Origin of the sequence: Brevundimonas bullata (genome assembly GCF_014207965.1) — a bacterium.
In the GTDB taxonomy this organism is placed as follows: Bacteria; Pseudomonadota; Alphaproteobacteria; order Caulobacterales; family Caulobacteraceae; genus Brevundimonas; species Brevundimonas bullata_A.
In genome coordinates this window covers 720170-744174 of the sequence record NZ_JACHLM010000002.1, presented here as the reverse complement: position 1 = coordinate 744174, position 24005 = coordinate 720170, and the positions used below count along the sequence as shown (strand labels likewise).

Here is a 24005-nt window from a genome sequence, read left to right as displayed (position 1 = left end):
CCGCGCAGCGGTCCCTTCGTCTATCGGTTAGGACGTCAGGTTTTCAACCTGAAGAGAGGGGTTCGACTCCCCTAGGGACTGCCACGCGGAGCTTTCCTCTCCCGGACATCGTCATCATCTACGCGCCTGATCGGGCTCGCGTTTTCGCGCGTACGGCGTCGATGTGACGTGTTTGTTCGGAAAGTTGAAAAACAGGCTTGCGTCATCCGTCAGGGGTGCTAATAGGCCGCTCCTCCGCGCAGCGGTCCCTTCGTCTATCGGTTAGGACGTCAGGTTTTCAACCTGAAGAGAGGGGTTCGACTCCCCTAGGGACTGCCACGCGGAGCTATCCCCAAATCATTATTTTCGACATTCCCGCGACAAGCGCAGGCTTTGTTTGGCGTTGGGCTTAAAATTGTCATTTTTGATTTTCCGCGGTTCACAGAACCGTGTTAATCATAGCCGCTGTGCGCGTTGCAGGCGGGGGTTGTGAGTTGTCGGATTTCGACCAGATTGAAGCATCGGACATCGTTCTCATCGCCGGCACGGTGAAATGGTTCGATCCGGGCAAGGGCTATGGCTTCATCGTGCCGGATGAGCCCGACCTGACACAGCTGAAAGATGTGCTTCTGCACGTCAGCAGCCTGCGCGATGGCGGCCATGAGGCTGCCGCTGAGGGCGCTCCGATCACCTGCGAATGCGCGCGACGCGCCAAGGGCTGGCAGGTGGTGCGTGTTATCGATCTGGGGCAGGGAGCGCCTTCGCCGATCCGCCGTGAGGTCACGCGTTCGACTGCGGCGCCGCGCGCTGTTCTGGAGGCTGGCGGCCCGATGGAGGGCGCAGTGGTCAAGTGGTTCAATCGCACCAAGGGGTACGGTTTCGTGGTGCGCGACGGCGCGGCTGGCGATATCTTCGTCCATGTTGAAACGCTGCGGCGCTGCGGGCTGGATGATCTGGTTCCTGGTGATGCGGTGCAGGTGCGGTTCGCCGACGGCCCCAAGGGTCTTGTGGTGGCCGAGATCAGGCCGGGCGAATAGGTTTCGCCCTTTGAGGGGCGAAGTCATGGGTTTCTCGCGTCGTATTCTGCTTGCGGGCGTCCTTGCGGGCGCAGGCCTGGTCTCCGCCTGTGCGCAGAGCGGGCCGGTGGACGCCGCTGGACGCGCGCTGGAGCCGTTGAGCATCGTCACGGGCTCGGGCGAGCACAAGTTCCTGGTGGAGATCGCTGACGACGACGCAGAGCGCGCGCGGGGGTTGATGTATCGCCCACCGTTGGAAGCCGACCGGGGAATGCTGTTCCAGTTCCCGGCGGCGACCGAGCAGAGCTTCTGGATGAAGAACACGCCCAGCTCGTTGGACATCATCTACATCGACCCGCAAGGCCGGATCGTCTCGATCGCCAGCCACGCGACCCCCTATTCGGAAACGCCTCTGCCCTCGAACGGCGCGGCGAACGGCGTGCTGGAGCTGCGCGCGGGGCGAGCCGACGAGATCGGCGCCAAGCCAGGCGATCAGGTTAGGCACAGCTTCTTTCGACCGTAACGCAGATTAAGGCGTTGAATGCGTTGCGGCGCCGGGCCCGCCGTGCCAATAGAGCGCTCCATCGGTTCGGGGTGTAGCGCAGCCTGGTAGCGCATCTGGTTTGGGACCAGAGGGTCGGAGGTTCGAATCCTCTCGCCCCGACCATGGATTTAGCTTCGCGAGCCAGAGGCGTTCAACAACGCGGCGGCGAGGTAGCGGCATTTCTCAATGCACTGAGGCCTGCGTCAATCTTCGACATGAGGCGGGCATTTCGGGACGGTGTCGTCTGACCGTTCCAAGCTGCCGACCAAGACCTGAATGACGGGCTCTGACCAGTGCTCGAAGGTCGCCATGCCGGGCGGTACCGAGCAGACCGAAGTCGCGGCGGGGCCTCGTGACCGGCCGCCGACGAAGCGTACGACAAACCCGGCATACTTCAGGCCCTGATCCTGGCCGTTCTCGACCTTGAGCAGGGAGCCTACATCCTGCCGAGCGTGCAAACCGAAGCTTATGGTTCCCTGCTCGACCTTATCAAGGGTTTGGCGAGTGCCTTCTGCCGGGGGCAGGACGTCGCGAACCTGTATTCGGTCGACCTTGATCAGGTCATAGGTTCCATCCGGGTTCCGTCGAAGGGTCGCCCGCTCGCCAGCGGCGATGTTCAGTGTGCCTTGCACAAAGGTGGATCGGCGGCCGGAGAACTGCTGGGGCGTCGCGGGGTGGGCGAACTGGGCGACCTGAACCGCGATTCCGGCCATCAATGCGGTTAGAACCATAGCGCGTACCCCTTGGACGAAGCAGAAGTAGGCGGGTTGCTCTCGGTACTGTCAAGGCAGCGAGGGCGGAGCTGGAACCGCCAAGCCGCCAGTGGTCCGGATCGAATCAAGTCGAGGCGTAGCCGCCGTTCAGCGAGTAGCTGAATCCGATCGGCATGGCCGCTCTGACCTGGGTGAAGAAGGCGGCCAGTTCGCCCAGGGTGGTGCGCGGCAGGAAGATGATGTCGCCGCGGCGCAGGGCCACGACTTCGCTCTGACGGGGGCGCAGATCGACCACGCGCATCATCCGAACCCCGCCCGGCCCGCGCCGGATCAGCGCGGCTTGCTGGGTTTTGGCCGTGGGCAGGGCTCCGCCGGCCATGATGACGGCCTGATAGGCGTCGATGTCGCCAGGCATGTCGAAAACGCCGGGATTGCGAACCTCGCCATCGACCCAGACCTTGAGCGGGCCTGCGAGGCGCAGGGTGACCTCGACCTCGGGGCGACGCAGCTGTGTGGCGTAACCGGCGGAGATGTCTCCCTCGAGCTGCGAGAGCGTACGATCAGCCGCCATGACGTGGCCGAGCAGGGGAAGCGAGACGCGACCGTCGGGACCGACCTTGAGCTGGCGGGTCAGTTCGCCGGCCGTCGGGGTCGCCACCTCGATCTCGTCGCCGGGATAGAGGACGTATTCCGGCTCGATGTCGGTCCAGTCGGCGAAGGGAACCTCGGGGAACTGGCTGGCGGGCACGCCCTGAATGCGGCGCGCGTCACTGGAGGGCGCGCTGGCGCAACCGGTCAGGCCGGCGGCCAGACCCATCAGGACGAGGCGGCGATCAGGGATCATGGAGGCGACGACCGAGCTTGAATTCAGATTAGCGTGAAGCTGAACGCTTATGGGTAACGCGTGGTTAACGCCCGACCCGCAAAGGTGGCGGAACGATCGTTTCAATGGATTCGCCCGGTTTCATGCGTTCAACAGCCTATGCAGCAGCCCGGCCGCGATACGGCGTCATGGATGTCGTGGCGCTGCTGTTACGCGAGCTGTGGGTGATGGCGTTGGTGTTCGCGGTCCTGTTCGCCATTGGGGTGGCGGCGGCCCTGACCATGAAGAAGACCTATACCGCCGGAGCCAGCCTGTTCGTCGGCGTGGGCCAGGAATACGTCTATCAGCCGCGCGTGGGCGCTACGGATCGCGGGGCTCCGCCTGCAGCGGGGGAGGTGGCGCAGTCTGAAGCCGCCATCATCAACAGTCTTGAGGTCAAACAGCGGGTCGTCCGCGCCCTGGGCGTCGAGACCTTCCAGGACGGCGGGTCGGCCACCGGAACGCCTCTGGAGCAAGAGGCCGCCGCGGTGCGTGCGGTAGGGGCTGGCTTGGACGTGACAGCGGCGCCCTTGAGCCCGGTTGTAAGCCTGACCTACAAGAGCGACGATCCCGCCTTGTCGGCGAGGGTTCTGAACACGGTCATCGATCAGTATCTGACCTATCGGCGCGAGGTGTTTCAGGACCGCGCGACGCCCGCGATCCAGACCCAACGACAGACCTTTGAAGGCGAGCTGGCCGACGCTGACCGCGCCTATGAGGCCTTTTTGCGCAGCAACAACATTGGTGATTTCGCTACCGCCAAGGCGACCCTGGCCGGGACCTATCAGTCGATTTTTGGCGAGCGGATGAACGTGCAGGCGCAGTTGAACCAGGCGTCGCAACGGCTGACGACGCTGGTGGCGCAACAGAGCCGCACGCCGGCGGAAATTGCCCTGCAACAGGATCTGAACATCTCGGCCCAGGACCAGATCCTGCAGTTGCGCACTCAGCGTGAGAGCTTGCTGGCGCGCTATCAGCCCGATGCCCAGCCGGTGCGCGAGATCGAGAGCCAGATCGCGCAGCTGCAATCCTATGTCGGCACCGGAACGGCGGTCGGCGCCAAGGAGGTCCGCACGGGGCCGAACCCGGTCTGGGTCGAGCTGGAAACCACCCGCATCAACGCACAGGCAGAGCGGGACGCTCTGGCTGCGCGTTTGTCGGTTCTGGATCGGCAGGTTGTTGATCTGCGTGAGCGCCAGGCGCGGCTGACCGAGCTGGAATCGCGCAACGCAACCTTGGCCGGCAATCGCGAAGTGCTGTCCGCCTCGATCCGCGAGTTCCAACTGCGCGAGACGCAGAGCCGAGCTGACAATGAACTGGTCAAGGCCGGCGCCGACAATGTCACGGTCATCGAGCGCGCCCAGCCTCCGTCCAGGGGCAAGAGTATGAAGGCCCTTCTGTTGATCGCCGTGTTCCTGTTCGCCGGGTTCACGGCCCTGTGCGTCGGTCTGTTCCGCGTGTTCATGCGCAAGGGATTCGCGATGCCTTCCACCGCCAGTCGGACGTTGCAGCTGCCGGTGCTGGCGGTTGCGCCCATGAAGCGCGCCTGATCGACGAACGGCCATGCTAGGCTGAACCTCTGAGGGCGGACGCGTAACCGATTCGAATGGTCGATCTGACGACGGAAATGGCAGGACTGTGGGCGGCGCTGGGGCCAGCGCCGGCCCATCGCGGCCGCGTGATTCAGTTCGTTTCGGCGACGACCGGCGAGGGCGTCTCGACCGTGGCGCGTGAGTATGCACGGCTGGCGGCGGTGCGAGCCAGAAAGCCCGTCTGGTTGATCGACGGCGATCTGGCCCAGCAAGGCCAGATGGACGTGATCGCCGCAGAGCCAGAACGGTTCGGGCGATTGGCGGCGCCCGTTCAAGCGTCGCCGGATGGTTCAGCCTTCTATGCCGTGACACCCCCCATGCGCGGCCGCGACGGGAGACCGGTCGCGCCAGCGCGGCTCATGACGGCCCGGGCCTGTCTGGGGGGGCGGCTGTTCGTGACCCGTTTCCATATGGAACTGACGCGCGCCGGCCAGCGAGTCGAGCCGCTGGGCGAAGCTCGCTATTGGACTGGATTGCGGGCGCATGCGGATACCGTGGTCATCGATACGCCCGCCGCCGACCGCAGCGATATGGCGATCACCCTGGCGCCGTTCATCGATGCGACCATTCTGGTCATCGCGGCTGAAACCACCGCTGCCGGCGAGACGGTGAACCTGCGGGACGAGATTGACGCGGTGGGCGGGAATATCGCCGGTGTGGTGATGAACCGCTCGACCTGGGCGCCGCCGTCGATCCTGAGCCGTCTGGCGGGCTAGGCGACGGTCTTGGCGGCCGCTTGACGGTCCAGCCTAGCCAGCTCGCGAACGCCGTAAAAGTGCGGTTCAAAGCCCTTCATCCAGAAGAGTTTTCCTATTCCACGCGCGCAGCGATCCATCATGTCTGCGCGGCGCGGGCTGGCGGCCAGCGTCAGGCCGAGGGCGACGAGGCCCCACACGACAGCCTGAGCGGCGCCGATAGCCATCCAGCGGGCGACTGCGGGCCAGTCGCGCGCGGCGGCGGCGGTCTGACTGGGCCCCTGGCCATAGGCGAAGGCCCGCGTCAGGGCATAACGCAGGGTGGCGCGGTGTGGGGGCGCGAACTCATCGACCCAGGCGTCGGCGGCCCAGCCGAAGCGTCCGCCGCGGGCCGCTAGCCCAGCGAACAGGACGTCGTCCTCGCCGCCTGACTGATCGGCGTCGGTGCTGAAAGGGGCGTCGCCGGGCAGGGCGGTCGCCCGAACCAGAAGGGCGTTGCCGCAGCCGTAAGGCGCGTCGATCAAGCGGGCGCCGTCAGGGCCCTCTCGACCGAAGAAGCGTTCCAGATAGGCGCGGGTCCAGCCGGTCCCGTCCGGTACGCGGCCGCGAATGGGGCCGAAGACGGCGTCGGCGCCGGTCAGGGTCTGAGCTGCGAGCAGGGCGGCCAGCCAGCCGGGGGAGGCGGCTTCATCGTCGTCGAGAAAGGCGATCAGCGGCGCGGTCGTCGCCGCCAGCCCCTCGTTGCGGGCCGTCGCGACGCCGGGGCTTGGGGCGTGACGCCAGACGATCGGCGTCGAGGCCTCCGCAGCCAGCCGCGCGGTCGTGTCGCGCGAACTGGCCTGGGGGTCGTTATCGACGACGACGATCTCTCTCAGGCGATCCGACACGCCGGTCTGGGCGAGGGCCGAGCGGACAGCGCGCTCCAGGCTCTCGGGGCGACGCAGGGTGGGGATGATGATCGCGACGTCCGGTCGGGCGGTCATGCGCTCAGGACCTCGCCGATGGTCCGGACATCGCAGCCGGTGGAGCGCGCGTGGGCGATCAGCCGCGCCAGCGCGTCGGGCGTGCAGCCCCAAGAGGAGGGCGTTTCGCGCACGTCGTGGGTATAGAGGATGAGCCAGGCGTTCTCGGCCACGGCGCGATCGATCCAGGCGCGAGCGATCGCCTCGCCCTCCGCGCCCTCGATGCCGACGCCGGGCAACTGGTTGCGGTCGCCGCCGTCATGCACCAGGCCCTTATGGACGCCGCGCAGGGAGGCGTAGCGCGCGCCGAGCTGTTTCTTGGCGCGAGGCGAGACCTCGCCATAGGGGAAGGCGAAGTGGATCGGGGCGGCGCCGAGACCACGCAGGGCGGCGTCGTTGGCGTCCAGATCGAGGTCCAGATCCGTGGGCGAGGCGCGGTGGCAGTCCACATGGTTGAGAGTGTGGCCGGCGACCTCGTGCCCTTGCCGGATCAGAGCGCCGATCTCGGCGGCGTCGGCGAAGCGACCCATATGCCCCGTCTGCCCGAACAGGCCTGCGCAGACATAGAAGGTGCCGCGCACGCCGTGTTTCTCCAGCACCTCGGCCCCGGCGTGAGCGGCGCTGGCGGGAATGTCGTCGAAGGTGAAGCTGACGGTCGGCCGCGCCAGATCGAGCCGCGCCGGGCGTTGGTGGGTCAGTCGGGCGAAGCGCCGACGCAGCTTTCCCATCAGGCTGACATCAGGGGTGTAGGGCTGGATCATATCGCCTCCGCATAGAGGGCGACGCGATATAGGCGAAGGCTGAACGCCCTCAAGGCGACGGGCAGGAGCGGCAGGCGGGCCGCCTGTTTGAACAGGGGGCGGAAGGCCTTCAGACCCGGCACGCGCTTCAGCCGTCGCGCGACGCGATAACTGGGATAGGCGGCGACGAAATCGGGATGGCGGGCGACGACGCGGGCGAAGTTCGGCGCGGACTGTTCATATTTGGCGGCCAAGCTCTCGACCGTATCCAGGCCCATGTGGGTGGCCGGGTTGTCGATGTGCTCGACCTTGAACCGGCGCGAGACGCGCATGGCCCATTCCACGTCCTCCCAGCCCCAGCCGCTGAAGCCGGGATCGAAGGCTTCGGCCTCGAACACGTCGCGCCGGACCAGCAGATTGGAGGTGAAGACGTACTTCTCCGGCTGTAAAGCGCGCTGATCATGGGGGATGCAGTCCGAGCGCGTCGCCATGCTGCGGTGAACGGCGAAGCGGGCGTCGTGCGGCGCTTGCAAGAGGGAGAAGCCGCCGAAGGCCACGGCGGTCTCGCCCGTCGCCGCCAGGTCGGCCCAGGTCTTCAGGAACCGCTCGTGGTCAGGGCGCATGTCGCTGTCGAGGAACAGCAGGCTGGACCCGCGCGCCGAGGCGGCCAGCCGGTTGCGTCCGACCGAGCGGCCTTCGTTGTTCGCCAGGGTGATCAGGCGGATCGGCAGGGCGCTGTCCTCGATCCGGGCGGTCAGGCGCGCCGTCAGGTCGCTGTCGTTCGTGCCGTCATCCAGAAGGATCAATTCGGCCGCGCCCTTCAGAGTCGGAGCCTCCCGGTCGAGAAGGCCGATCAAGGCCTCGGGGTCATCGCGCAGGAAGGGGATCAGCACCGACAAGGCCGGTTGGGCCGAGCGCCAGGCGAGGTTGTCGTGGACGGCGGCGCTCATGCGGCGGCCCTGCGGGCCTGGACGGCGAGGCGAAGGCGCCGGGCCAGATCGCGGACCCCGCCAGCGTTGATCGCGAAGGCGCAGAGGCCATAGACCGTCGCCCCGACCGAGGCGTCCAGCATCAGCTCAGGGAAGCCGCCGATCGTCGGCAGGAACCAGACGGCGCAGGCCATGACGATGCAACACAGACCGGACTGGACCAGGGTCGTCCACGGCACCGGCAGGGGAAGGATGCGACGGCCGATCGCCCAGGAGGCGACAAGGCCTATGGCGAAGCTGGCTGCCGTGGCCCAGGCGGCGCCCAGAACGCCGAAGGGGGGAATGAGCAAGACGTTGAGCGCGATGTTGGACAGGGCTGGGACGCTCATGGCCGCCAGCAGCCAGCCGGTGCGGCGGCCGAGGGTGAAGGCCTGATGGAAGTAATAGACCGTCATGCCCGATAGTAGGGCGGACAAGGCGATCCAGGGCGTGACCAGGGTCGCGGCGTCGCGCAGATCCTCGCCGATCATGAACTCTGACAGGGGACGCGCGACCAGGGCCACGCCGACAGCGGCGGGCAGGCCGATCAGGATCAGGGTGGACGCCTGTTCACGCGCCGCCTTGACCAGTTGCTCGTGTCCGCCGCGCTCCAGGGCCATGACCAGGGCGGGCGCGCCCGCGCTCCCCAGCCAGATGAACATGACGTCCAGGGTCCGGTTAGCAATGCTGTAGCCCGCGTGATAGGCGCCGACCGCCGCCTCATCCATGAACAGGGCCAGCAGGAAACGGTCCGTGGAGGCGAGCACCAGCGCCAGGCCGAGCGAGGCGGCGATGGGATAGCCATAGGCGGCGTAGGTCTTCAGCCGCTCGCGATCGAGCCGGCCCTTGCGGGCTTCGCTGAGCTCGGCGGGCAGGATGAAGGGCAGGGCGAACAGGGGGGCGATCAACAGGCCCGCCAACGGGGATGTCGCGCCGCCGCCGGAGAGGGCGAAGGCGGCGCCGACGCCGAAGCCGGCAAGCGTATTCCAGATGTCGAGCGTGGCGGCCTTGCGCACCTCGCCGGCCGCTCGATAGCGTTCCTGCGCCAGCTTGGTCAGGCAGCGAACAGGGATGCCGAGCAGAGCGACGGCGATCGGCAGGCGGAAACCGTCCGGCATGGGCCAAAGCCAGATGACCAGACCCGCCAAAGGCAGAAACAGGCCGGTCATGATGAAGACGGTGCGATACAGGCTGGCGAAATGGCTAGCCATGTCGGCGCCGTCGCGCTGAGCGGCCCAGAACCGGGCCATGGCGGCCTCCAGCCAACTGAAAGTCGCCACGTGCGCCATGGTCATGACCGAGAAGGCCAAAGCGTAGCGGCCGAAATCCTCGGCGCTCAATAGTCGCGTATAGACGATAATCGCCAGGAAACCGACGACGCCCTGAATGATGTTCGCGGGCAGATAGCCCAGCACCCCACGCCAGAACATCAGCGCACCGACATCCGGTCGCCGAGCAGCACTGGAATGGTCGCGGCGATGATCCAGAGGTCGAGCCAGAAGGACTGGTGCTCGATATAGTCGATGTCGAGCTGGACGCGGCGGCGTACTTCGCTGGCGGTGTGCATGGGGCCGCGCGAACCCTTGATCGCGGCCCAGCCGGTCATGCCCGGCTTGATGCGGTGGCGATGGGCGTAGTCCGCCACCAGACGGGCTGACTCGACCGTGCCGGTCTTCATGCCGATGGCGTGAGGGCGAGGGCCGACCAGGGACATCTCGCCCCGGATGACGTTCAGCAGTTGCGGCAGCTCGTCCAGGCTGGTGGCGCGCAGGAAGCGACCGATGCGGGTGATGCGGTCGTCATCAGCCGTGACCTGACGGCTGGCGGTCGCGTCGGCGTCGGCGTGCCGCATGGTGCGGAACTTCCACACCACGATTTCTTCCTGATTGAAGCCGTGCCGGCGTTGGCGAAAGAGCGCAGGGCCCGGACTGTCCAGTCGGACCAACAGGGCGACGATCAGCAAGGCTGGCGACAGCAGCGTCAGGCCGATGGACGCCAGCACGACATCCTGTAGCCGCTTGTTGAAAGCGCGGCGCTCTGGATCAGCGGGCCCGTCCAGCGGGGCCATCGGCGCCTGGGCCAGGTCCTCCAGAGCGGCGTTGCGCTGCTCGGCTGTCTTGGGATCGATCAGCAAGGTCAAACGAATCGGCAGCGCGCCCAAGCGGGCGGTCAGGTCGCGCACGCGCGCCTCGGCCTTGGGATCGATGGCCAGGACGATACGGTCGACATAGGGCGTCAGCCGATGGTTCAGCAGGGCGTCGGCTTCCCCCAGAACCGGCACGCCCTCCACCGCGTCCGGCGAGCGCGCCAGACGGTCGTCGAACACGCCCAGCACGTTGAGGTCGCGGCGCTGCAGGGCTTCCTGGATCAGCCGTTCGGCATGACGGGTGGCGCCGACGACGACGATATTGGGCGTCAAAGCGCCCCTGCGCCGCCAATCTGAAACCAGAAGGCTCCACGCCGCATGGGTCGCCAGCAGCAGGGCCAGAACGCCCGCGGCCCAGCTGCCGTAGCTGCTCCATGGCGTCGATGCGCCGTGCCAGCCGAACCCCAGGCAGGCGGCGGCCGCCGCGCCGATGGCGACGACACAGGCCACGGACGCCAGATGGGACAGGAGGCCGTGACTCTTGTCGAACCTGTAAAGACCCAGCGATCGGAGCAGCACGAGAATGGCCAGGGCGCCCAAGCCGAGCGGGGCCGCATCGATCAGACGGGCGGACAGAGGCGCGCCGCCGGAGAGGACGGCGAACCCGGCAAGCGTGACGGCCCCGACGCCCAGAATGTCCAGTCCTCGGAAATAGAAGACGCGCCGCCGTGTGGCGTTGCGCTGACGTGTGTTCAGCCAGAGGTCGGGCCGGAAGGGACCGCGGCGGGCTCTCCCTGGAACGGCAGCCGAATCACGCGCCGAATGAGCCGAATCGCGCACGCGTTTCGCTCTGAGACGGGCGCTATCCGCTGCGGGAAGGAGGGTTTCGGCGGACGTCATGAGGCGAACGGTGTGATCCACTGGCTTAGATAATGGCTGTTTCCTCGCATACAGGCCGTCTATCCCCCGTTAACGTGACAGTTTGCGTTTCCCCGTTGCGCAGCGTCAAAGGACTCGCTATCCACGCCGCCTGCCGGAGACGTGGCCGAGTGGCTGAAGGCAACGGTTTGCTAAATCGTCGTACCCTGTAAGGGGTACCGAGGGTTCGAATCCCTCCGTCTCCGCCAGAATCTTCCCATTATTGCTGAACAGCAACGCCCTTCGGGGCATGCGTGGTCGCGGGTTCTGCGAGCGCGGGCTGAAGGTCGCGTGCGGACACGCCGTTCTGGCGAAGAATGCGTCGGGCGATCTCGGGCGCGCCGATGAGGGGCAGGGGCTGGCCGAAGGTTTCGAGCCACAGACGGTTCAGGTGGGCGTCGTCAGGGGACAACTGAGTTCTCATGGTGCGCCTCGCGTGTCGTGCGCAGCCATCCTAGGGCGGACAGCGCCGCGTCATCGTAAAAGGCTGTAACTTCGGCAGGCTGGCGCGTTGTGTCGCGGACATTGTGGATTACGGGTCGAATTTTCTAGGTTTGGCCAAGATTCGAGGTTCTCGTTTTTGTGTTGCCGACGGGTCGGTGACGTACGGGTGAAAAATTCTCAGCCAGCTGCATTTTTCCCCTTGCCGACTTCGCGGTTGCGATAAACAGTTCGCAACTGCGAAAAGCATGAGGGGATACAGGCATGACGCAGTTCAAACACAGCTTACCGGGGCTTCTGGCCCTTCTCTGTCTGACGGGCGGGTTATTCGCCGTCGGAGCGGCGCTTGCGGCGCCGGACGCCGCGCCAGTCGCCAACATCGCCAGTGCTGCTGTAACAGCGTCGGAGCCTGCTCCGGCGCTGTTTTCACATCAGGTTCCGCTGGAGCTGGATGCGGCGGGCACGGCCTGGCTGGGGACCTCCACCGCCCTGGTCCTGCTGATGACCTTGCCGGGTCTGGCGCTCTTCTATGGCGGCATGGTGCGACGCAAAAACGTGATCGCCACCATCACCCAGTCGGTCGCCGCCTTTGCGGTGGTGTCGCTGACCTGGTTTGTCGCCGGCTACACCATCGCTTTCGGCACGAACGGCGACGCGGGGATCAATCAGTATTTCGGTAGTCTGGACGCCCTGTTCCTGAACGGCGTGACGGTGGACACGGCCCACAGCCTGTTGCCGGGCATTCCAGAGTTCCTCTGGGTGTCCTTTCAACTGACCTTCGCCATCATTACCCCTGCGCTGATCACCGGGGCCTTTGCGGAGCGGCTGAAATATTCTGGGATGCTGCTGTTCACGGCCCTGTGGTCGCTGGTGGTCTATGCTCCCATCGCCCACTGGGTCTGGGGCGGCGGCTTCCTGGGGGCGCAAGGGGTGCTGGACTTCGCCGGGGGCGCGGTGGTTCACGTCAACTCGGGCGTGGCGGGTCTGGTCTGCGCCCTGTTCCTTGGGCCGAGGAAGGGTTACGGCGTCGAGCCCATCACGGCGCACAACCCGGTGCTGACCATGATCGGCGCCTCGCTCCTGCTGGTCGGCTGGATCGGCTTCAACGCCGGTTCGGCGGGGGCGGCCAACGGCCTGATGGGCGCGGCCCTGATCAACACCTTGCTGGCGGCGGCTGCGGCTTCGCTGACATGGAAGTTCGTCGAGGTCGTCTACAAGAAGAAGTGGTCGCTGATCGGGGCGCTGTCGGGCGTTGTGGCGGGCCTGGTCGCCATTACGCCGGCGGCGGGCTTCGTTGATCCCAAGGGAGCGGTCGTCATCGGCCTGATCGCCGGTCCGGCCTGCTATGTCTCGTCGGTCTGGCTGAAGAAGCTGCTCAAGTATGACGACAGCCTGGACGCCTTTGGCCTGCACGGGGCAGGCGGTCTGGTCGGCGCTCTGTTGACCGGGGTCTTCGCTTCCACCGCGATCAACAGCCTGTCGGAAGGGGCCAATATCGGGGTTCAGGCCCTGGGACTGGTCTGGACCATCCTGTGGAGCGCGGTCGGCACGCTGATTATCCTGCTGATCTGCAAATACACCACGGGCCTGCGGGTCACTGATGCGCAGGAAGAGGATGGTCTGGACGGACATCTGCACGGCGAAGTGCTGGACGGCGTCTGACAGCAGGAGGCGGGATGCGGCGCCTCCCCGCTGCATTCCGTCAGCCAGCCAATCCACCGGATAAGGCCCGATAGTCGCTTTTCATCAACGACTTGCGGGCAGACGTGCGGCAACAACCGACATTGAGGGGATCATGTCATGAAACTAGCTCTTATCGGCGCTTCGGCGCTGGCCCTGTTCGGCGCCGGTTCGGCCCAGGCGCAAAGCCAGCCTGAGGTGGCGTTCAACATCGGCGTGGTCAGCGACTACGTTTTCCGCGGGGCCACCCAGACCAACGGAGACCCAGCGATTCAGGGGGGGATCGACGCCACGTTCGGCAGCTTCTACGCCGGGACCTGGGCGTCCAACGTGGATTTCGGCGACGGAACCGACGCCGAGGTTGATCTGTACGGCGGCTATCGCACCGAGGCGGCGGGCTATGCGTTGGACGTCGGCGTGCTCGGTTATTTCTACGTCAACGAGCCGAGCGGCGCGGACTTCAACTACGTGGAGTTCAAGGCGGCGGCGTCGCGCGCCATCGGTCCGGCGACCCTGGGCGCAGCCCTCTACTATTCGCCCGACTTCTTCGGCGTGGACGACAAGGCCACCTATCTGGAGGCCAACGCCGCCTATGCTCTGGCCGACAAGTGGACGGTTTCGGGGGCAGTCGGCCAACAGTGGCTGGACGTGAACGACGACTACCTCTCCTGGAACCTGGGCGTCGCCTATGACCTGACCGATCATCTGGCGGTAGACGTGCGCTATCACGACTCGGACGTGGACGGGCCGCTGACCGATGACCGCTTTGTGGTGGGGCTGAAGGCCAACTTCTAGGAACTGCGGGGCGGCGACAGGGCGCGACCGGTCGCCGCTTTCCCTAGCGTGATCTTGGCGCCGTCCTCGGGGCGGGCTACGCCTTCGGATCAATCTTGCTCTTGGGAGAGACGCACTTGGATCTGAACGCTGTCACTGACCACATCCGTACCGCCGTCGGCGACAACTCGGGCCTCGGCAAGACCGTCAAGCTGGACCTGGGCGATGTCGGCAAGATCTTCATCGACGGCGCCTCGGTGCCCAACTCGGTGTCGAACGAAGACAAGCCCGCCGACGCTACGGTCTCGATGAAGTGGGACGACTTTGTCGCCCTGTCGGAAGGCAAGCTGGACCCGATGATGGCCTTCATGCAGGGCAAGCTGAAGATCGCTGGCGACATGATGATCGCCCAGAAGCTGGCGCCGCTGCTGAAGCGCTGATGCGTTTCTGACGACCAGAACAAGGACGGCGCGGCTCCCTCGGGGCCGCGCCGTTTTGCTATCGGCGCTCGCAGAAGCGCGGCTAAGAGTTTGAGGACAGGATCATGGATTTCGCCCCTTCCGAGCGCGGCCTGATGTGGCGCGAGCGTCTGTCGCGCTTCATCGAGGCGCATGTCGTCCCGGCCGAGGCGGAGTACCGCGCCCAGGTCCACGCCAATCCCAAGGTCCAGGCGCCGGTGATGGAGGCGCTGAAGGCCAAGGCCAAGGACGCCGGGTTGTGGAACATGTTCCTGCCGGGCGAGCACGGTGCGGGTCTGACCAATCTGGAATACGCGCCGCTGGCGGAGCTGATGGGACGGCGGCTGTGGTCGGCCGAGGTGTTCAACTGCAACGCCCCCGACACCGGCAATATGGAAGTCCTGCACATGTACGGCGACGCCGCCCAGCAGGAACGCTGGCTGAAACCGCTGATGGCGGGCGAGATCCGCTCGGCTTTCCTGATGACCGAGCCCGAGGTGGCCTCGTCCGACGCCACCAACATCCAGACCAGCATCGTCCGCGACGGCGACCACTATGTCGTCAACGGCCGCAAGTGGTGGTCGACCAATATGGCCCACCCCAACGTCGCCATGACCATCGTCATGGGTAAGACCGACCCAGACGCCGCCACCCACCAGCAGCAGAGCCAGATCATCGTGCCGGTGGACACGCCCGGCTTCCGCGTCGAGCGGATGCTGTCGGTGTTCGGCTATGACGAGGCGCCGATCGGCCACGCTGAGGTGGTGCTGGAGAACGTCCGCGTCCCGGTCGAGAACCTGATCGCGGGAGAGGGGCGAGGCTTCGAGATCGCGCAAGGGCGGCTTGGGCCGGGCCGTATCCACCACTGCATGCGCGTGATCGGCGCGGCGGAACGGTCGCTGGAGCTGATGGTCGAGCGGCTGCTGACGCGCACCGCCTTCCGAAAGACCTTGGCCGAGCATTCGGTTTGGGAGCAGCGCGTGGCCGAGGCGCGCACCAATATCGAGATGTGCCGCCTGCTGGTGCTGAAGGCCGCCTGGATGATGGACGAGGTGGGCGCCAAGAACGCCAAGTCCGAGATCGCCCAGATCAAGACGGCGGCGCCGAAGATGGCGCTGCAGGTCATCGACGACGCCATCCAGGCCTTCGGCGGGGCGGGCGTATCGGGCGATACGCCGTTGGCGGAACTCTACGCCACGGTTCGCACGCTGCGGATCGCCGATGGCCCGGACGAAGTCCACAACCGCACCATCGCGCGGCTGGAATACGCCAAGCACGGCGGCCTGCGTCGCTAAAAAGAACAGGGCCGTGGCGGTTCGCCATGGCCCCGTTGTTCACGACGCTGTGGGGTTGTTCAGGTCGTCAGTGCCGCTTGTCCTGACGGTGGTGATGGTGGGTGCCGACACCGCCGTCCGTGACATCGCTGACGAAGAAGTTGGCGCCCTGTCTGTGGGGATGTTCGCTGCCGAAATGGCGGTGAATCCATCCCATGAATCCACTTTCTCTGACCTGCCCCTCTTCGGAGGCTTCCATGGTCGGGCTGTCCTGATCGGACGGTTGGCGGGGTTGGGTATTCATTGGGTTCATCATGATCGACTCTCCCGGGTCTGTACCTAAAACCGGGTAGAAGAGACGCTGTTCCCCCTGCTCAGCTGCCTTCATCGATTACATTTTGGACAGCATCCAGAGGAACTTCCATGTCCAGTAGAATGGCCAACCGGTGACGTGCACGGTTGACGCGACTCTTGATCGTGCCGACCGCGCAGCCCGAGATATCGGCCGCTTCCTGATAGGAAAGGCCCACGGCGCCGACCATGACGATGGCCTCGCGATGTTCGGGCGGCAGTGCGTTCAGCGCCGCCTGAAGCGAAGTCAGTTCGGCGGTCCATTCCTGGCTGGCCTCGGCGGTCAGACCGGCGGCGTAGCGTCCTTCCTCATCAGCCACTTCGCGGCGGCGTTTGGCGGCGCCGGTGTACCAACTGTTGCGCAGGATGGTGAAAAGCCAAGCCCGCAGATTGCTGCCGGGTTCGAACCGCTCCCGATGCGCCCAGGCCTTGGTCAGGGTTTCCTGAACCAGGTCGTCGGCGTCGGCCGAATTGCGCGACAGGGAGAAGGCGAAGGCGCGCAGGGAGGGAAGAAAGCCAGCCATCGCGTCACGCCAATCCATGGAATCGACAATGCCGACAGGGCGGTGAGAGGCAGTGTGACGCGGGCCTTTGTCCTGCGGCCCGTCAGGCACGCGAACATGGGGCATGCAACGGGGGTCCTGAACTCTGGGCGGCGCTCCGACGATGGAACGCGCGTGGCAGGAACGCTGTCTCTGCATGACTGTTCCGCGCTGATGGGTCTTGTCTGACGGCGGAACCTGCGCCGTCAGGCGGCATTCAAAAGGATTGGCGGCCCCAATCTTCAGCGAGACCATAGCGAATGAGCCAACCTCTTCGGTCGTCCGATATCGTTGAGCAGGATGTTGAAACCTATCGGCGGGTCAGGGCCAGATTACCGCTGCTGGCCGCTGGCCTGTCTGCGGAGGATCTGACAGCCCAGGCCATGCCCGAGGCCAGTCCCGGCAAGTGGCATCTGGGACACGTCAGCTGGTTCTTCGAGACGATGATCCTGGGGCGCCGCCCGGACTATGTCGCCGTCGATGAGCGTCTGAACCGGCTGTTCAACTCCTACTACGAGGGGCTTGGCGAACGGGTTGATCGAGCAGAGCGCGGGCTGATGACGCGACCTTCATTGGATCAGGTCATGGCCTATCGCGACGAGATCGACCGCCGCATGGAGGCGCGGCTGGCGGAGGGGCTGGGAGATGGTCTGGAACGCTACCTGTTCGAGCTGGGCCTGCATCACGAGCAGCAGCATCAGGAGTTGTTCCTGATGGACATGCTGAACCTGATGGCGCGCTCTCCGCTGGACCCGGCGGCCTATGAGGCCGAGCCGCGAGCGGGCGCGGTTCAGGGGCGACGGGGCGGCTGGGGCTCTTTCGAGGGCGGGCTGACCGAGATCGGCGCCGGCGATGAAGGCTTCGCCTTCGACAATGAGCGGCCGGCGCACAGGGTCTGGCTGGAGCCGTATTCACTGGCTGCCGATCTGTCCACCAATGCCGACTGGATCGAGTTTATTGACGATGACGGCTATCGGCGGCCTGAGTTCTGGCTGTCGGACGGCTGGGCGCGGGTGAAGGCTGAGGGCTGGGCCGCGCCGCTGTATTGGCGCCAGGAAGCCGCGGGCTGGAGCGTCATGACGCTGGCCGGGCGGCGTCCCGTCGATCCCGCAGCGCCCGTGCGCCATGTCAGCTTCTATGAGGCCGACGCCTTTGCCCGGTGGTCGGGGCGGCGGCTGCCGACTGAGGGAGAGTGGGAGCACGCGGCCAGGAGCGACCCCGCCGCCTTTTCGAACCTGAGCGGCGAGGTCTGGCAGTGGACCGGCAGCGCCTACGCCCCCTACCCGGGATTTTGCCCGACCGAGGGGACGGCGGCTGAATACAACGGCAAGTTCATGGCCAATCAAATGGTCCTGCGCGGCGGGGCCTTCGCGACGCCTGAAGGCCATGCGCGGCCCAGCTATCGCAACTTCTACTACCCGCATCAGCGCTGGATGTTCGCCGGGGTGCGCTTGGCGGCGGACGGCGCCCTGATTGAGGAAACGGGCGCGCACGACGCTTTTCGCCAGGACATGATCGACGGCCTGTCGCGCCGGGTGAAGGCCCTGCCGCCCAAGTGGTTCTATGACGCCGAGGGTTCACGGCTGTTCGAGGAAATCACCCGCCTGCCGGAATATTATCCGACCCGGCAGGAGGCGGCCTTGCTGCGGCGGGTCGCGCCGAAATGGGCCGGGCGTTTCGGGCCGGACGCGGTGCTGGTGGAGCTGGGATCGGGGGCCAGCGAGAAGACGCGCATCGTGCTGGACGCGGCGCGGGATCTGGCGGCCTATGTCCCCATCGATATCAGCGCTTCGGCCCTGAACGAGGCGGCCGAGCGTATCTGCGCCGATTATCCGGGACTGAAGGTCCTGCCGGTGGTCGGGGATTTTGAGCATCTCTCGCCGCCGCCGCGCGAGGCGGGGCAGGGGCGACGGATCGGCTTCTTCCCCGGATCGACCATCGGCAATCTGATGCCCGAGGCGGCTATCGCCCTGTTGCGATCGGCGCGGGAGGTGTTGGGCGAGGGCAGCCTGTTCATCCTCGGCGTGGATCTGGTGAAGTCGCCCGAGGTGCTTGTCGCGGCCTATGACGACGCCCAGGGCGTGACGGCGGCCTTCAACCGCAACCTCCTAGTCCGCGCCAATCGAGACCTGGGCATGGATTTCGAGCCCGAGGCCTTTGACCATGTGGCGCTCTGGAATCCGGAGCATTCGCGGATGGAGATGCACCTGAAGGCGACGCGGCCCATGACGGTGCGGCTGGGCAAGCTGGCCTTCCGCTTCAATGCGGGAGAGACAGTCCATACCGAAAGCTCGCGCAAGTTCGATGAGGCGTCGGTGAAGGTGCTGGCGCAGGCGGCGGGGTGGGGTCTGGAGGCGTTCGAGGTTGGCCCCGACCCGGCGGTCGGTCTGGCTCTGTTGGTGGCCTGACGCTGGGCCAGGCGCAACAAAAAGGCGGCGCGCCGAAGGGCTGCGCCGCCTTGATGGCCGACGGGTGAAGCTTAACCCTTGGGCGGGGTGTCGCTGTCGGTCTTGTTGCGCGAGCCGTGCGAGGCTTCGCCGCCCTTGCGGCCGGCCTGGGCCGCCAGACTGCGATCCTGAGAGAAGCTGCGCTTCTCGCTGGGGACGCTGGCGCCGCCCTTGCGGGCGATCTCGCGTTGGCGTTCGGGGTCCATCGAGGCGAAGCCTCGTTTGGAAACACCGGAGCCGCGGGTGGGCTGACCTTCGGCCATTCGGCTGTTCCTTTCAAAGACGGTGGCGCTTGCCGGAAAGAACCCGGCGCCGCCGCCGTGGTTCCGAACAAGAACGATTTCCTTGTTCTGTGGACGGTCAGTCGTAGGGACGGGAATCGCCGGGCTGTCCGCCGCCCGGTTCGAGGGGAGGCAGTTCGTCGGGCGTCTGGCCGGGCTGGATGTCGGGCGCGGGCGTCGCGGGGGGCTCGATCTCGGGGGCGCCGTCAGGCGTATCGGGCTCGATATAGGTCATGCGTCTCTCCGTGTTGGCCCGGTCCAACGCACGGGCAGAGAAGACGGTTCGATCAGGAACCTGCGGCGGATCGACGGGTTGAAAAACGACCCCTCATCAATGGAGATCGCCCATGGCAGAGCCCCGCACGTCCGTCTTGCCTGAAGACATCATCAACGGCGCCGCGCCGGAAAGCCTGCGGCTCGAACGGGAAGCCGACGCGATACTCGCAAAGGGGGTGCAGCCGCGCCCGATCCACGAGGCCGTTCGCGAAGATGCGGCAGAGGCGCGGGCCTGGGCCGAGAGGCGCGTCAAAAGGGCGCGCGACGCCATTCGCGACGAGCCGACGAGGGCGACGCTTTACGCTTTGGGAATCGGCGTGATCATCGGCCTTCTGGCCGCGCGCTAGGTCAGGAGGGGCCGGACGCAGGTCGTGCGATGGGCGCCCGTGACATCGCCTGATCGGACACATAGGGGTTGGTGCGCCGCTCGGCCCCGAAGGTCGAGTGGGGGCCATGCCCGGGCACGAAGGTCACGTCGTCGCCCAGGGGCCAGAGCTTGGTGGTGATGGCGTGCAGGAGGGCGGCGTGGTCGCTGCGCGGAAAGTCCGTCCGACCGATCGAACCCTGGAACAGGACGTCGCCGACCTGAGCGAACCGGGCTTGACGGTTGAAGAAGATGACATGGCCGGGCGTGTGGCCGGGGCAGTGGACGACTTCCCAGGTCGTTTCGCCCAGAGTCAGAACGTCGCCGTCGGCCAGAAAGCGTGTGGGCGTGAAGGTGCGCACGTCGGGCAGGCCGTACTTCTGACCCTGGGTGGGAATCAGGTCGATCCAAAACTGGTCCTCGGCCTGGGGGCCGATGATGTCGACGCCGGTCTTATCCTGCATCTCGGCGGCGCCGCCGGCGTGGTCGAGGTGGCCGTGGGTGATCCAGATGGCTTCGAGCGTCAGGCCGCGCCGCGCGATTTCGCCCAGAATCGCATCCACCGACCCGCCGGGATCAATGACGGCGGCCTTGTTCGTCCGGGTGCACCAGACGGTGGTGCAGTTCTGCTGCAGAGGTGTGACGGGCGTGATGAAGACGCCGATGGGGGAGGCGGGCTGGCTCATGGTCCTCAGATAGCGAGGCGATGGCGGCAAAGGAACCCGCGCGCGTTGACCTTTCGGCCCCTTCTCGACATAAGAGCGGGCTTCGAGGAGCCGCTCCAAAAGGGCGGCCCTATTGCTTTATCCACCGCGCGCGCCGTTCGGCGTCGCCACAGAGCGTCAGAATCCCGACCATGCAAGTCGTCGAAAAGTCGAACGAAGGCCTCAGCCGCGTGCTCGCGGTGACCATCCCGGTAGCCGAGCTGAACGAAAAGCTGGAAGCGCGCATCAAGGAAGTTGCGCCCCAGATGAAGCTCAAGGGCTTCCGCCCGGGCAAGGTGCCGACCGCCCACGTCAAGAAGACCTTCGGCCGTGACTTCATGGGCGAAATCATCAACGCCGCGTTGAACGAAACCAGCCAGAAGGCTCTGGACGAAGCCAAGCTGCGCCCGGCCGCCCCGGCCGAGATGAAGCTGACCTCGGACATGGACAAGGTCATCGCCGGTCAGGAAGATCTGGCCTATGAAATGTCGCTGGAAGTCATGCCCGACTTCACCCCGGTCGACCCCAAGACCCTGAAGCTGGAGCGCCCGACCTACACCGCTTCGGACGAAGATCTGGAAGAAGCCCTGAAGGAATTGGCCTCGCAGGCCAAGTCCTACGAGGACAAGACGGGCAAGTCGGTCAAGGCCGCTGAAGGCGACCAGCTGACCATCGACTTCGTCGGCAAGCTGGACGGTGAAGTGTTCGAAGGCGGCTCGGCCGAGGACGCCGACCTGGTGATCGGCTCCAACCGCTTCATCCCGGGCTTCGAAGAGCAACTGAAGGGCGCCAAGGTCGGCGAAGAACGCACGATCGAAGTGAGTTTCCCGGAAGACTACCAGGCCAAGAACCTGGCCGGCAAAGCTGCGACCTTCGACGTCAAGGTCAAGGCCATCAAGGCCGAAGCCGAAGCCAAGATCGACGACGAGTTCGCCACTCGCATCGGCCTGGAATCGCTGGACAAGCTGAAAGAGCTGCTGAAGGCCAACTTGGACCAGCAGTACGCCGGCGCCGCCCGCTTCAAGCTGAAGCGCGCCCTGCTGGACCAACTGGACGAAGCCCACGACTTCGCCCTGCCGCCGAAGATGGTGGACGCCGAGTTCGAAGGCATCTGGGCCCAGGTGTCGGCTGACAAGGACGCCGGCCGTCTGCCGGAAGAAGACGCCAAGAAGTCGGAAGACGAACTGAAGGCCGAGTACCGCAAGATCGCCGAGCGCCGCGTGCGCCTGGGTCTGGTGCTGGCTGAAATCGGTCGCGCCAACAACGTCGGCGTGACGGACCAGGAGCTGTCGGGCGCCATCATGGCTGAAGCCCGCAACTACCCGGGCCAGGAAAAGATGGTCCTGGACTTCTACCGCCAGAACCCGAACGCCGCCGCCCAGCTGCGTGCGCCGATCTATGAAGAGAAGGTCGTCGACCTGATCGTCGGCGTCGCCGACGTCACCGACACGCCGATCTCGAAGGAAGAGCTGCTGAAGGAAGAAGACGAGGGTTAAGGTCCTTCTGGCCTTAAGCGCCTCGATGAAGGCCCCCGCACCTTGGTGCGGGGGCTTTTTTCATGAGCCGTTCAAGGGTTCACCTGACGCATGGCTTCGGCCTTATTCTTGCCGATATGCTGGGATCATTTGAATAACGACGATATTTTTAAGGGGGCGAGATGGGCGGAGTGTTTCCGGCGGGCTTGATGGGGCTGGCGATGTTGGCGTCGCTTCCCGAGCAAGGGCCATCGGGGTCTGTCAATAACGGGCAGGCGACGGAACTCGAAGATATCGTGGTTCAGGGGCGACGGATCGATGAGCGGGTTCGCGGCTTCATCGATGAGGTCGTGGCGGCCCCTGCGGGGCGAGGGCCGGCGCGTTGGCGTGACAATATTTGCGTGGGCGTCGCCAATCTACGGGGGGATGCCGCGCAATACCTCGCCGATCGCGTCTCCGAAGTCGCGCTGGACATCGGCCTGGAGCCGGGGGAGCCGGGATGTCAGCCCAACGTCCTGATAATCGGCACCGATGACGGCGCCGGCATGGCGCGTGGTTTGGTGGCGGCGCGACGGAGCGTGTTTTGGCCAGGCGGCTCTGGAATGAGCCGAAGCCGGTCGGCCCTGGAGGCCTTCCAGACCAATGATCATGCGATCCGTTGGTGGCATATCAGCCTGCCTGTCGATTCCCAGACTGGGGCGCTTGCCGTCCGATTGCCCGGCGAGGCCCCGCCAACCGTCGCCCGGACGACTTCAGGACGGCTGCGCACCACCATTCGCAATGATCTGGGCCGTGTCATCATCATCTTGGACGTGACCAAGATCGATGGTCTGGATCTGCGTCAGATCGCCGACTACGCGGCCATGGTCGCTTTTTCTCAGGTCGACCCTGATGCGGATACCCAAGACTACGACTCGATTCTAAGCTTGTTTGGCCGTCCGCAGACGACGCCGCACCTGACCGAGTGGGACATGACCTACTTGAAGGCTCTGTATAAGGCCGAGCTCAATCAGTCGGCGGCGAACCAGCAGGCGGGTGAGATACAGGGTCTGATGGCGCGGGCTCAGAAGCGTGCCCAAGAGACAGCCCCTGAGCCCGACTGATCGTCTGTTCTTATGAGGCTGTCGGCCTTGCGCCTTGCGGGTAGGGTGGTGATATCTTGCAGGTTAAGGTCGCGGCAGCGAGTCGCGCCGACAGAATTCGAAAAAGGCCTTCATGCGCGATCCGATCGACTACATCTCCAACAACCTGGTGCCGATGGTGGTGGAGCAATCCAGCCGCGGCGAACGGTCGTTCGACATCTTTTCGCGCCTGCTGCGCGAGCGGATCATCTTCCTGACCGGTCCGTTCGAGGACGGCATGGCCTCGCTGATCTGCGCCCAGCTGCTGTTCCTGGAATCGGAAAACCCGAAGAAGGAAATCAGCATGTACATCAACAGCCCCGGCGGTCAGGTGACCTCGGCGCTCGCGATCTACGACACCATGCAATACATCAAGTCGCCGGTCTCGACCGTGGTCATGGGCATGGCCGCCTCGGCCGGTTCGCTGATCCTGACGGCCGGTGAAGCGGGCCAGCGCATCGCCCTGCCGAACGCGCGCGTCATGGTGCACCAGCCCTCGGGCGGTTTCCGCGGCACGGCCTCGGACATCGAGCGCCACGCCGAGGACATCATCGCCACCAAGCGTCGCCTGAACGAAATCTACGTCCATCACACGGGGCGGACCTATGAAGAAGTCGAGCGCACCCTGGACCGCGACCACTTCATGACCGCCGAAGAAGCCAAGGCCTGGGGCATCGTCGACCACGTCTATGACAAGCGTACCCAAGCCGAAGACGACGGCGTGAAGACGGTCTGAGCCTAA

26 protein-coding genes and 4 tRNA genes are annotated in these 24005 nt (G+C 65.6%); 17 read left to right on the top strand and 13 right to left on the bottom strand.

Translation table 11 applies throughout. From position 1 onward, the window contains the following. The first annotated feature begins 9 nt into the window (after positions 1-9). The 5 genes from HNP51_RS08225 (at position 10) to HNP51_RS08205 (ending at position 1662) form a co-directional block, all read left to right on the top strand. A tRNA-Glu gene (locus tag HNP51_RS08225) sits at positions 10-84 on the top strand. Between the two features lie 159 nt (positions 85-243). Further along, positions 244-318 (top strand) — tRNA-Glu (locus HNP51_RS08220). A 155-nt stretch (positions 319-473) separates the two neighbouring features. Continuing rightward, positions 474-1016 (top strand): cold-shock protein, encoded by a 543-nt coding sequence (locus HNP51_RS08215; protein ID WP_184268894.1) that lies wholly within the window; start codon positions 474-476, stop codon positions 1014-1016. Between the two features lie 25 nt (positions 1017-1041). Further along, positions 1042-1518 (top strand): DUF192 domain-containing protein, encoded by a 477-nt coding sequence (locus HNP51_RS08210; RefSeq protein WP_184268892.1) that lies wholly within the window; start codon positions 1042-1044, stop codon positions 1516-1518. Positions 1519-1585: 67 nt separating this feature from the next. Continuing rightward, a tRNA-Pro gene (locus tag HNP51_RS08205) sits at positions 1586-1662 on the top strand. 80 nt (positions 1663-1742) lie between these two features. Here the strand turns inward: HNP51_RS08205 and HNP51_RS08200 are convergent. Beyond that, on the bottom strand, positions 1743-2270 hold the full coding sequence (locus HNP51_RS08200) for a hypothetical protein (RefSeq protein ID WP_184268890.1): 528 nt from the start codon (positions 2268-2270) through the stop codon (positions 1743-1745). Positions 2271-2376: 106 nt separating this feature from the next. Then, positions 2377-3096: a polysaccharide biosynthesis/export family protein gene (locus HNP51_RS08195; protein WP_184268888.1), complete on the bottom strand. Its 720-nt coding sequence runs from the start codon at positions 3094-3096 to the stop codon at positions 2377-2379. Between the two features lie 122 nt (positions 3097-3218). Between HNP51_RS08195 and HNP51_RS08190 the strand changes: the two genes are divergently transcribed. Beyond that, positions 3219-4664, top strand: a complete 1446-nt coding sequence (locus HNP51_RS08190) for a chain-length determining protein (RefSeq protein ID WP_184268886.1) — start codon at positions 3219-3221, stop codon at positions 4662-4664. A 56-nt stretch (positions 4665-4720) separates the two neighbouring features. Beyond that, complete coding sequence (locus HNP51_RS08185; RefSeq protein WP_184268884.1) at positions 4721-5422, top strand: hfsB; 702 nt, start codon at positions 4721-4723, stop codon at positions 5420-5422. On the opposite strand, the gene HNP51_RS08180 is transcribed toward HNP51_RS08185, so the two are convergent. From HNP51_RS08180 to HNP51_RS08160, 5 genes are read right to left on the bottom strand one after another with little or no spacing between them, the layout of a single operon-like run. Continuing rightward, positions 5419-6384, bottom strand: coding sequence for a glycosyltransferase family 2 protein (locus HNP51_RS08180; protein WP_184268882.1), 966 nt, complete (start codon positions 6382-6384; stop codon positions 5419-5421). The genes HNP51_RS08185 and HNP51_RS08180 overlap by 4 nt on opposite strands. Continuing rightward, positions 6381-7124, bottom strand: coding sequence for a polysaccharide deacetylase family protein (locus HNP51_RS08175; protein ID WP_184268880.1), 744 nt, complete (start codon positions 7122-7124; stop codon positions 6381-6383). Before HNP51_RS08175 ends, HNP51_RS08180 begins: the two co-directional genes overlap by 4 nt. Continuing rightward, positions 7121-8053, bottom strand: a complete 933-nt coding sequence (locus HNP51_RS08170) for a glycosyltransferase family 2 protein (RefSeq protein WP_184268878.1) — start codon at positions 8051-8053, stop codon at positions 7121-7123. The genes HNP51_RS08175 and HNP51_RS08170 overlap by 4 nt, the downstream gene beginning before the upstream one ends. After that, positions 8050-9501 carry a lipopolysaccharide biosynthesis protein gene (locus HNP51_RS08165; protein WP_184268876.1) on the bottom strand — a complete coding sequence of 484 codons (1452 nt, stop codon included), beginning with the start codon at positions 9499-9501 and terminating at the stop codon, positions 8050-8052. Before HNP51_RS08165 ends, HNP51_RS08170 begins: the two co-directional genes overlap by 4 nt. Beyond that, the gene (locus HNP51_RS08160) at positions 9501-10997 is read right to left on the bottom strand and encodes an exopolysaccharide biosynthesis polyprenyl glycosylphosphotransferase (protein ID WP_311769917.1); all 1497 of its coding nucleotides are present in this window, start codon (positions 10995-10997) and stop codon (positions 9501-9503) included. The genes HNP51_RS08165 and HNP51_RS08160 overlap by 1 nt, the downstream gene beginning before the upstream one ends. A gap of 195 nt (positions 10998-11192) precedes the next feature. On the opposite strand from HNP51_RS08160, the gene HNP51_RS08155 reads away from it, so the two are divergent. After that, positions 11193-11284, top strand: a tRNA-Ser gene (locus HNP51_RS08155). 11 nt (positions 11285-11295) lie between these two features. Here the strand turns inward: HNP51_RS08155 and HNP51_RS08150 are convergent. After that, the gene (locus tag HNP51_RS08150) at positions 11296-11487 is read right to left on the bottom strand and encodes a hypothetical protein (protein WP_260400760.1); all 192 of its coding nucleotides are present in this window, start codon (positions 11485-11487) and stop codon (positions 11296-11298) included. Positions 11488-11780: 293 nt separating this feature from the next. Between HNP51_RS08150 and HNP51_RS08145 the strand changes: the two genes are divergently transcribed. From HNP51_RS08145 to HNP51_RS08130, 4 genes are all read left to right on the top strand, one after another. Continuing rightward, the gene (locus HNP51_RS08145; protein ID WP_184268870.1) at positions 11781-13178 is read left to right on the top strand and encodes an ammonium transporter; all 1398 of its coding nucleotides are present in this window, start codon (positions 11781-11783) and stop codon (positions 13176-13178) included. A 138-nt stretch (positions 13179-13316) separates the two neighbouring features. After that, a complete protein-coding gene (locus HNP51_RS08140) occupies positions 13317-13991 on the top strand; it encodes a TorF family putative porin (protein ID WP_184268868.1) in 675 nt (224 codons plus the stop codon). 116 nt (positions 13992-14107) lie between these two features. Continuing rightward, positions 14108-14410 carry an SCP2 sterol-binding domain-containing protein gene (locus HNP51_RS08135; protein WP_184268866.1) on the top strand — a complete coding sequence of 101 codons (303 nt, stop codon included), beginning with the start codon at positions 14108-14110 and terminating at the stop codon, positions 14408-14410. A 104-nt stretch (positions 14411-14514) separates the two neighbouring features. Beyond that, positions 14515-15723 (top strand): acyl-CoA dehydrogenase family protein, encoded by a 1209-nt coding sequence (locus HNP51_RS08130; RefSeq protein WP_184268864.1) that lies wholly within the window; start codon positions 14515-14517, stop codon positions 15721-15723. A gap of 67 nt (positions 15724-15790) precedes the next feature. Here HNP51_RS08130 and HNP51_RS08125 read toward each other — a convergent pair whose 3' ends face one another. Further along, the gene (locus HNP51_RS08125) at positions 15791-16090 is read right to left on the bottom strand and encodes a hypothetical protein (protein ID WP_184268862.1); all 300 of its coding nucleotides are present in this window, start codon (positions 16088-16090) and stop codon (positions 15791-15793) included. After that, entirely contained in the window at positions 16077-16577 is a 501-nt protein-coding gene (locus HNP51_RS08120) for a sigma-70 family RNA polymerase sigma factor (protein WP_260398383.1), read from the bottom strand. The genes HNP51_RS08125 and HNP51_RS08120 overlap by 14 nt, the downstream gene beginning before the upstream one ends. Before the next feature lie 278 nt (positions 16578-16855). Here HNP51_RS08120 and egtB point away from each other — a divergent pair, with 278 nt between their 5' ends. Continuing rightward, positions 16856-19003: an ergothioneine biosynthesis protein EgtB gene (gene egtB, locus HNP51_RS08115; protein ID WP_184268860.1), complete on the top strand. Its 2148-nt coding sequence runs from the start codon at positions 16856-16858 to the stop codon at positions 19001-19003. A 71-nt stretch (positions 19004-19074) separates the two neighbouring features. Here the strand turns inward: egtB and HNP51_RS08110 are convergent, their stop codons facing one another. After that, on the bottom strand, positions 19075-19305 hold the full coding sequence (locus HNP51_RS08110) for a general stress protein (protein ID WP_105562276.1): 231 nt from the start codon (positions 19303-19305) through the stop codon (positions 19075-19077). Positions 19306-19402: 97 nt separating this feature from the next. Beyond that, positions 19403-19558, bottom strand: a complete 156-nt coding sequence (locus tag HNP51_RS08105; protein ID WP_184269180.1) for a hypothetical protein — start codon at positions 19556-19558, stop codon at positions 19403-19405. Positions 19559-19670: 112 nt separating this feature from the next. On the opposite strand from HNP51_RS08105, the gene HNP51_RS08100 reads away from it, so the two are divergent. Next, positions 19671-19946, top strand: coding sequence for a hypothetical protein (locus HNP51_RS08100; protein WP_184268858.1), 276 nt, complete (start codon positions 19671-19673; stop codon positions 19944-19946). 1 nt (position 19947) lies between these two features. On the opposite strand, the gene HNP51_RS08095 is transcribed toward HNP51_RS08100, so the two are convergent. After that, positions 19948-20649 (bottom strand): MBL fold metallo-hydrolase, encoded by a 702-nt coding sequence (locus HNP51_RS08095; protein WP_221415767.1) that lies wholly within the window; start codon positions 20647-20649, stop codon positions 19948-19950. Positions 20650-20819: 170 nt separating this feature from the next. Between HNP51_RS08095 and tig the strand changes: the two genes are divergently transcribed. The 3 genes from tig to HNP51_RS08080 all read left to right on the top strand — a co-directional run bounded on the left by tig (position 20820) and on the right by HNP51_RS08080 (position 23999). After that, on the top strand, positions 20820-22163 hold the full coding sequence (tig, locus tag HNP51_RS08090) for a trigger factor (protein WP_184268856.1): 1344 nt from the start codon (positions 20820-20822) through the stop codon (positions 22161-22163). Positions 22164-22324: 161 nt separating this feature from the next. After that, positions 22325-23245 carry a hypothetical protein gene (locus HNP51_RS08085; protein ID WP_184268854.1) on the top strand — a complete coding sequence of 307 codons (921 nt, stop codon included), beginning with the start codon at positions 22325-22327 and terminating at the stop codon, positions 23243-23245. A 112-nt stretch (positions 23246-23357) separates the two neighbouring features. Continuing rightward, on the top strand, positions 23358-23999 hold the full coding sequence (locus tag HNP51_RS08080; protein WP_184268852.1) for an ATP-dependent Clp protease proteolytic subunit: 642 nt from the start codon (positions 23358-23360) through the stop codon (positions 23997-23999). The last annotated feature ends 6 nt before the right edge of the window (positions 24000-24005 follow it).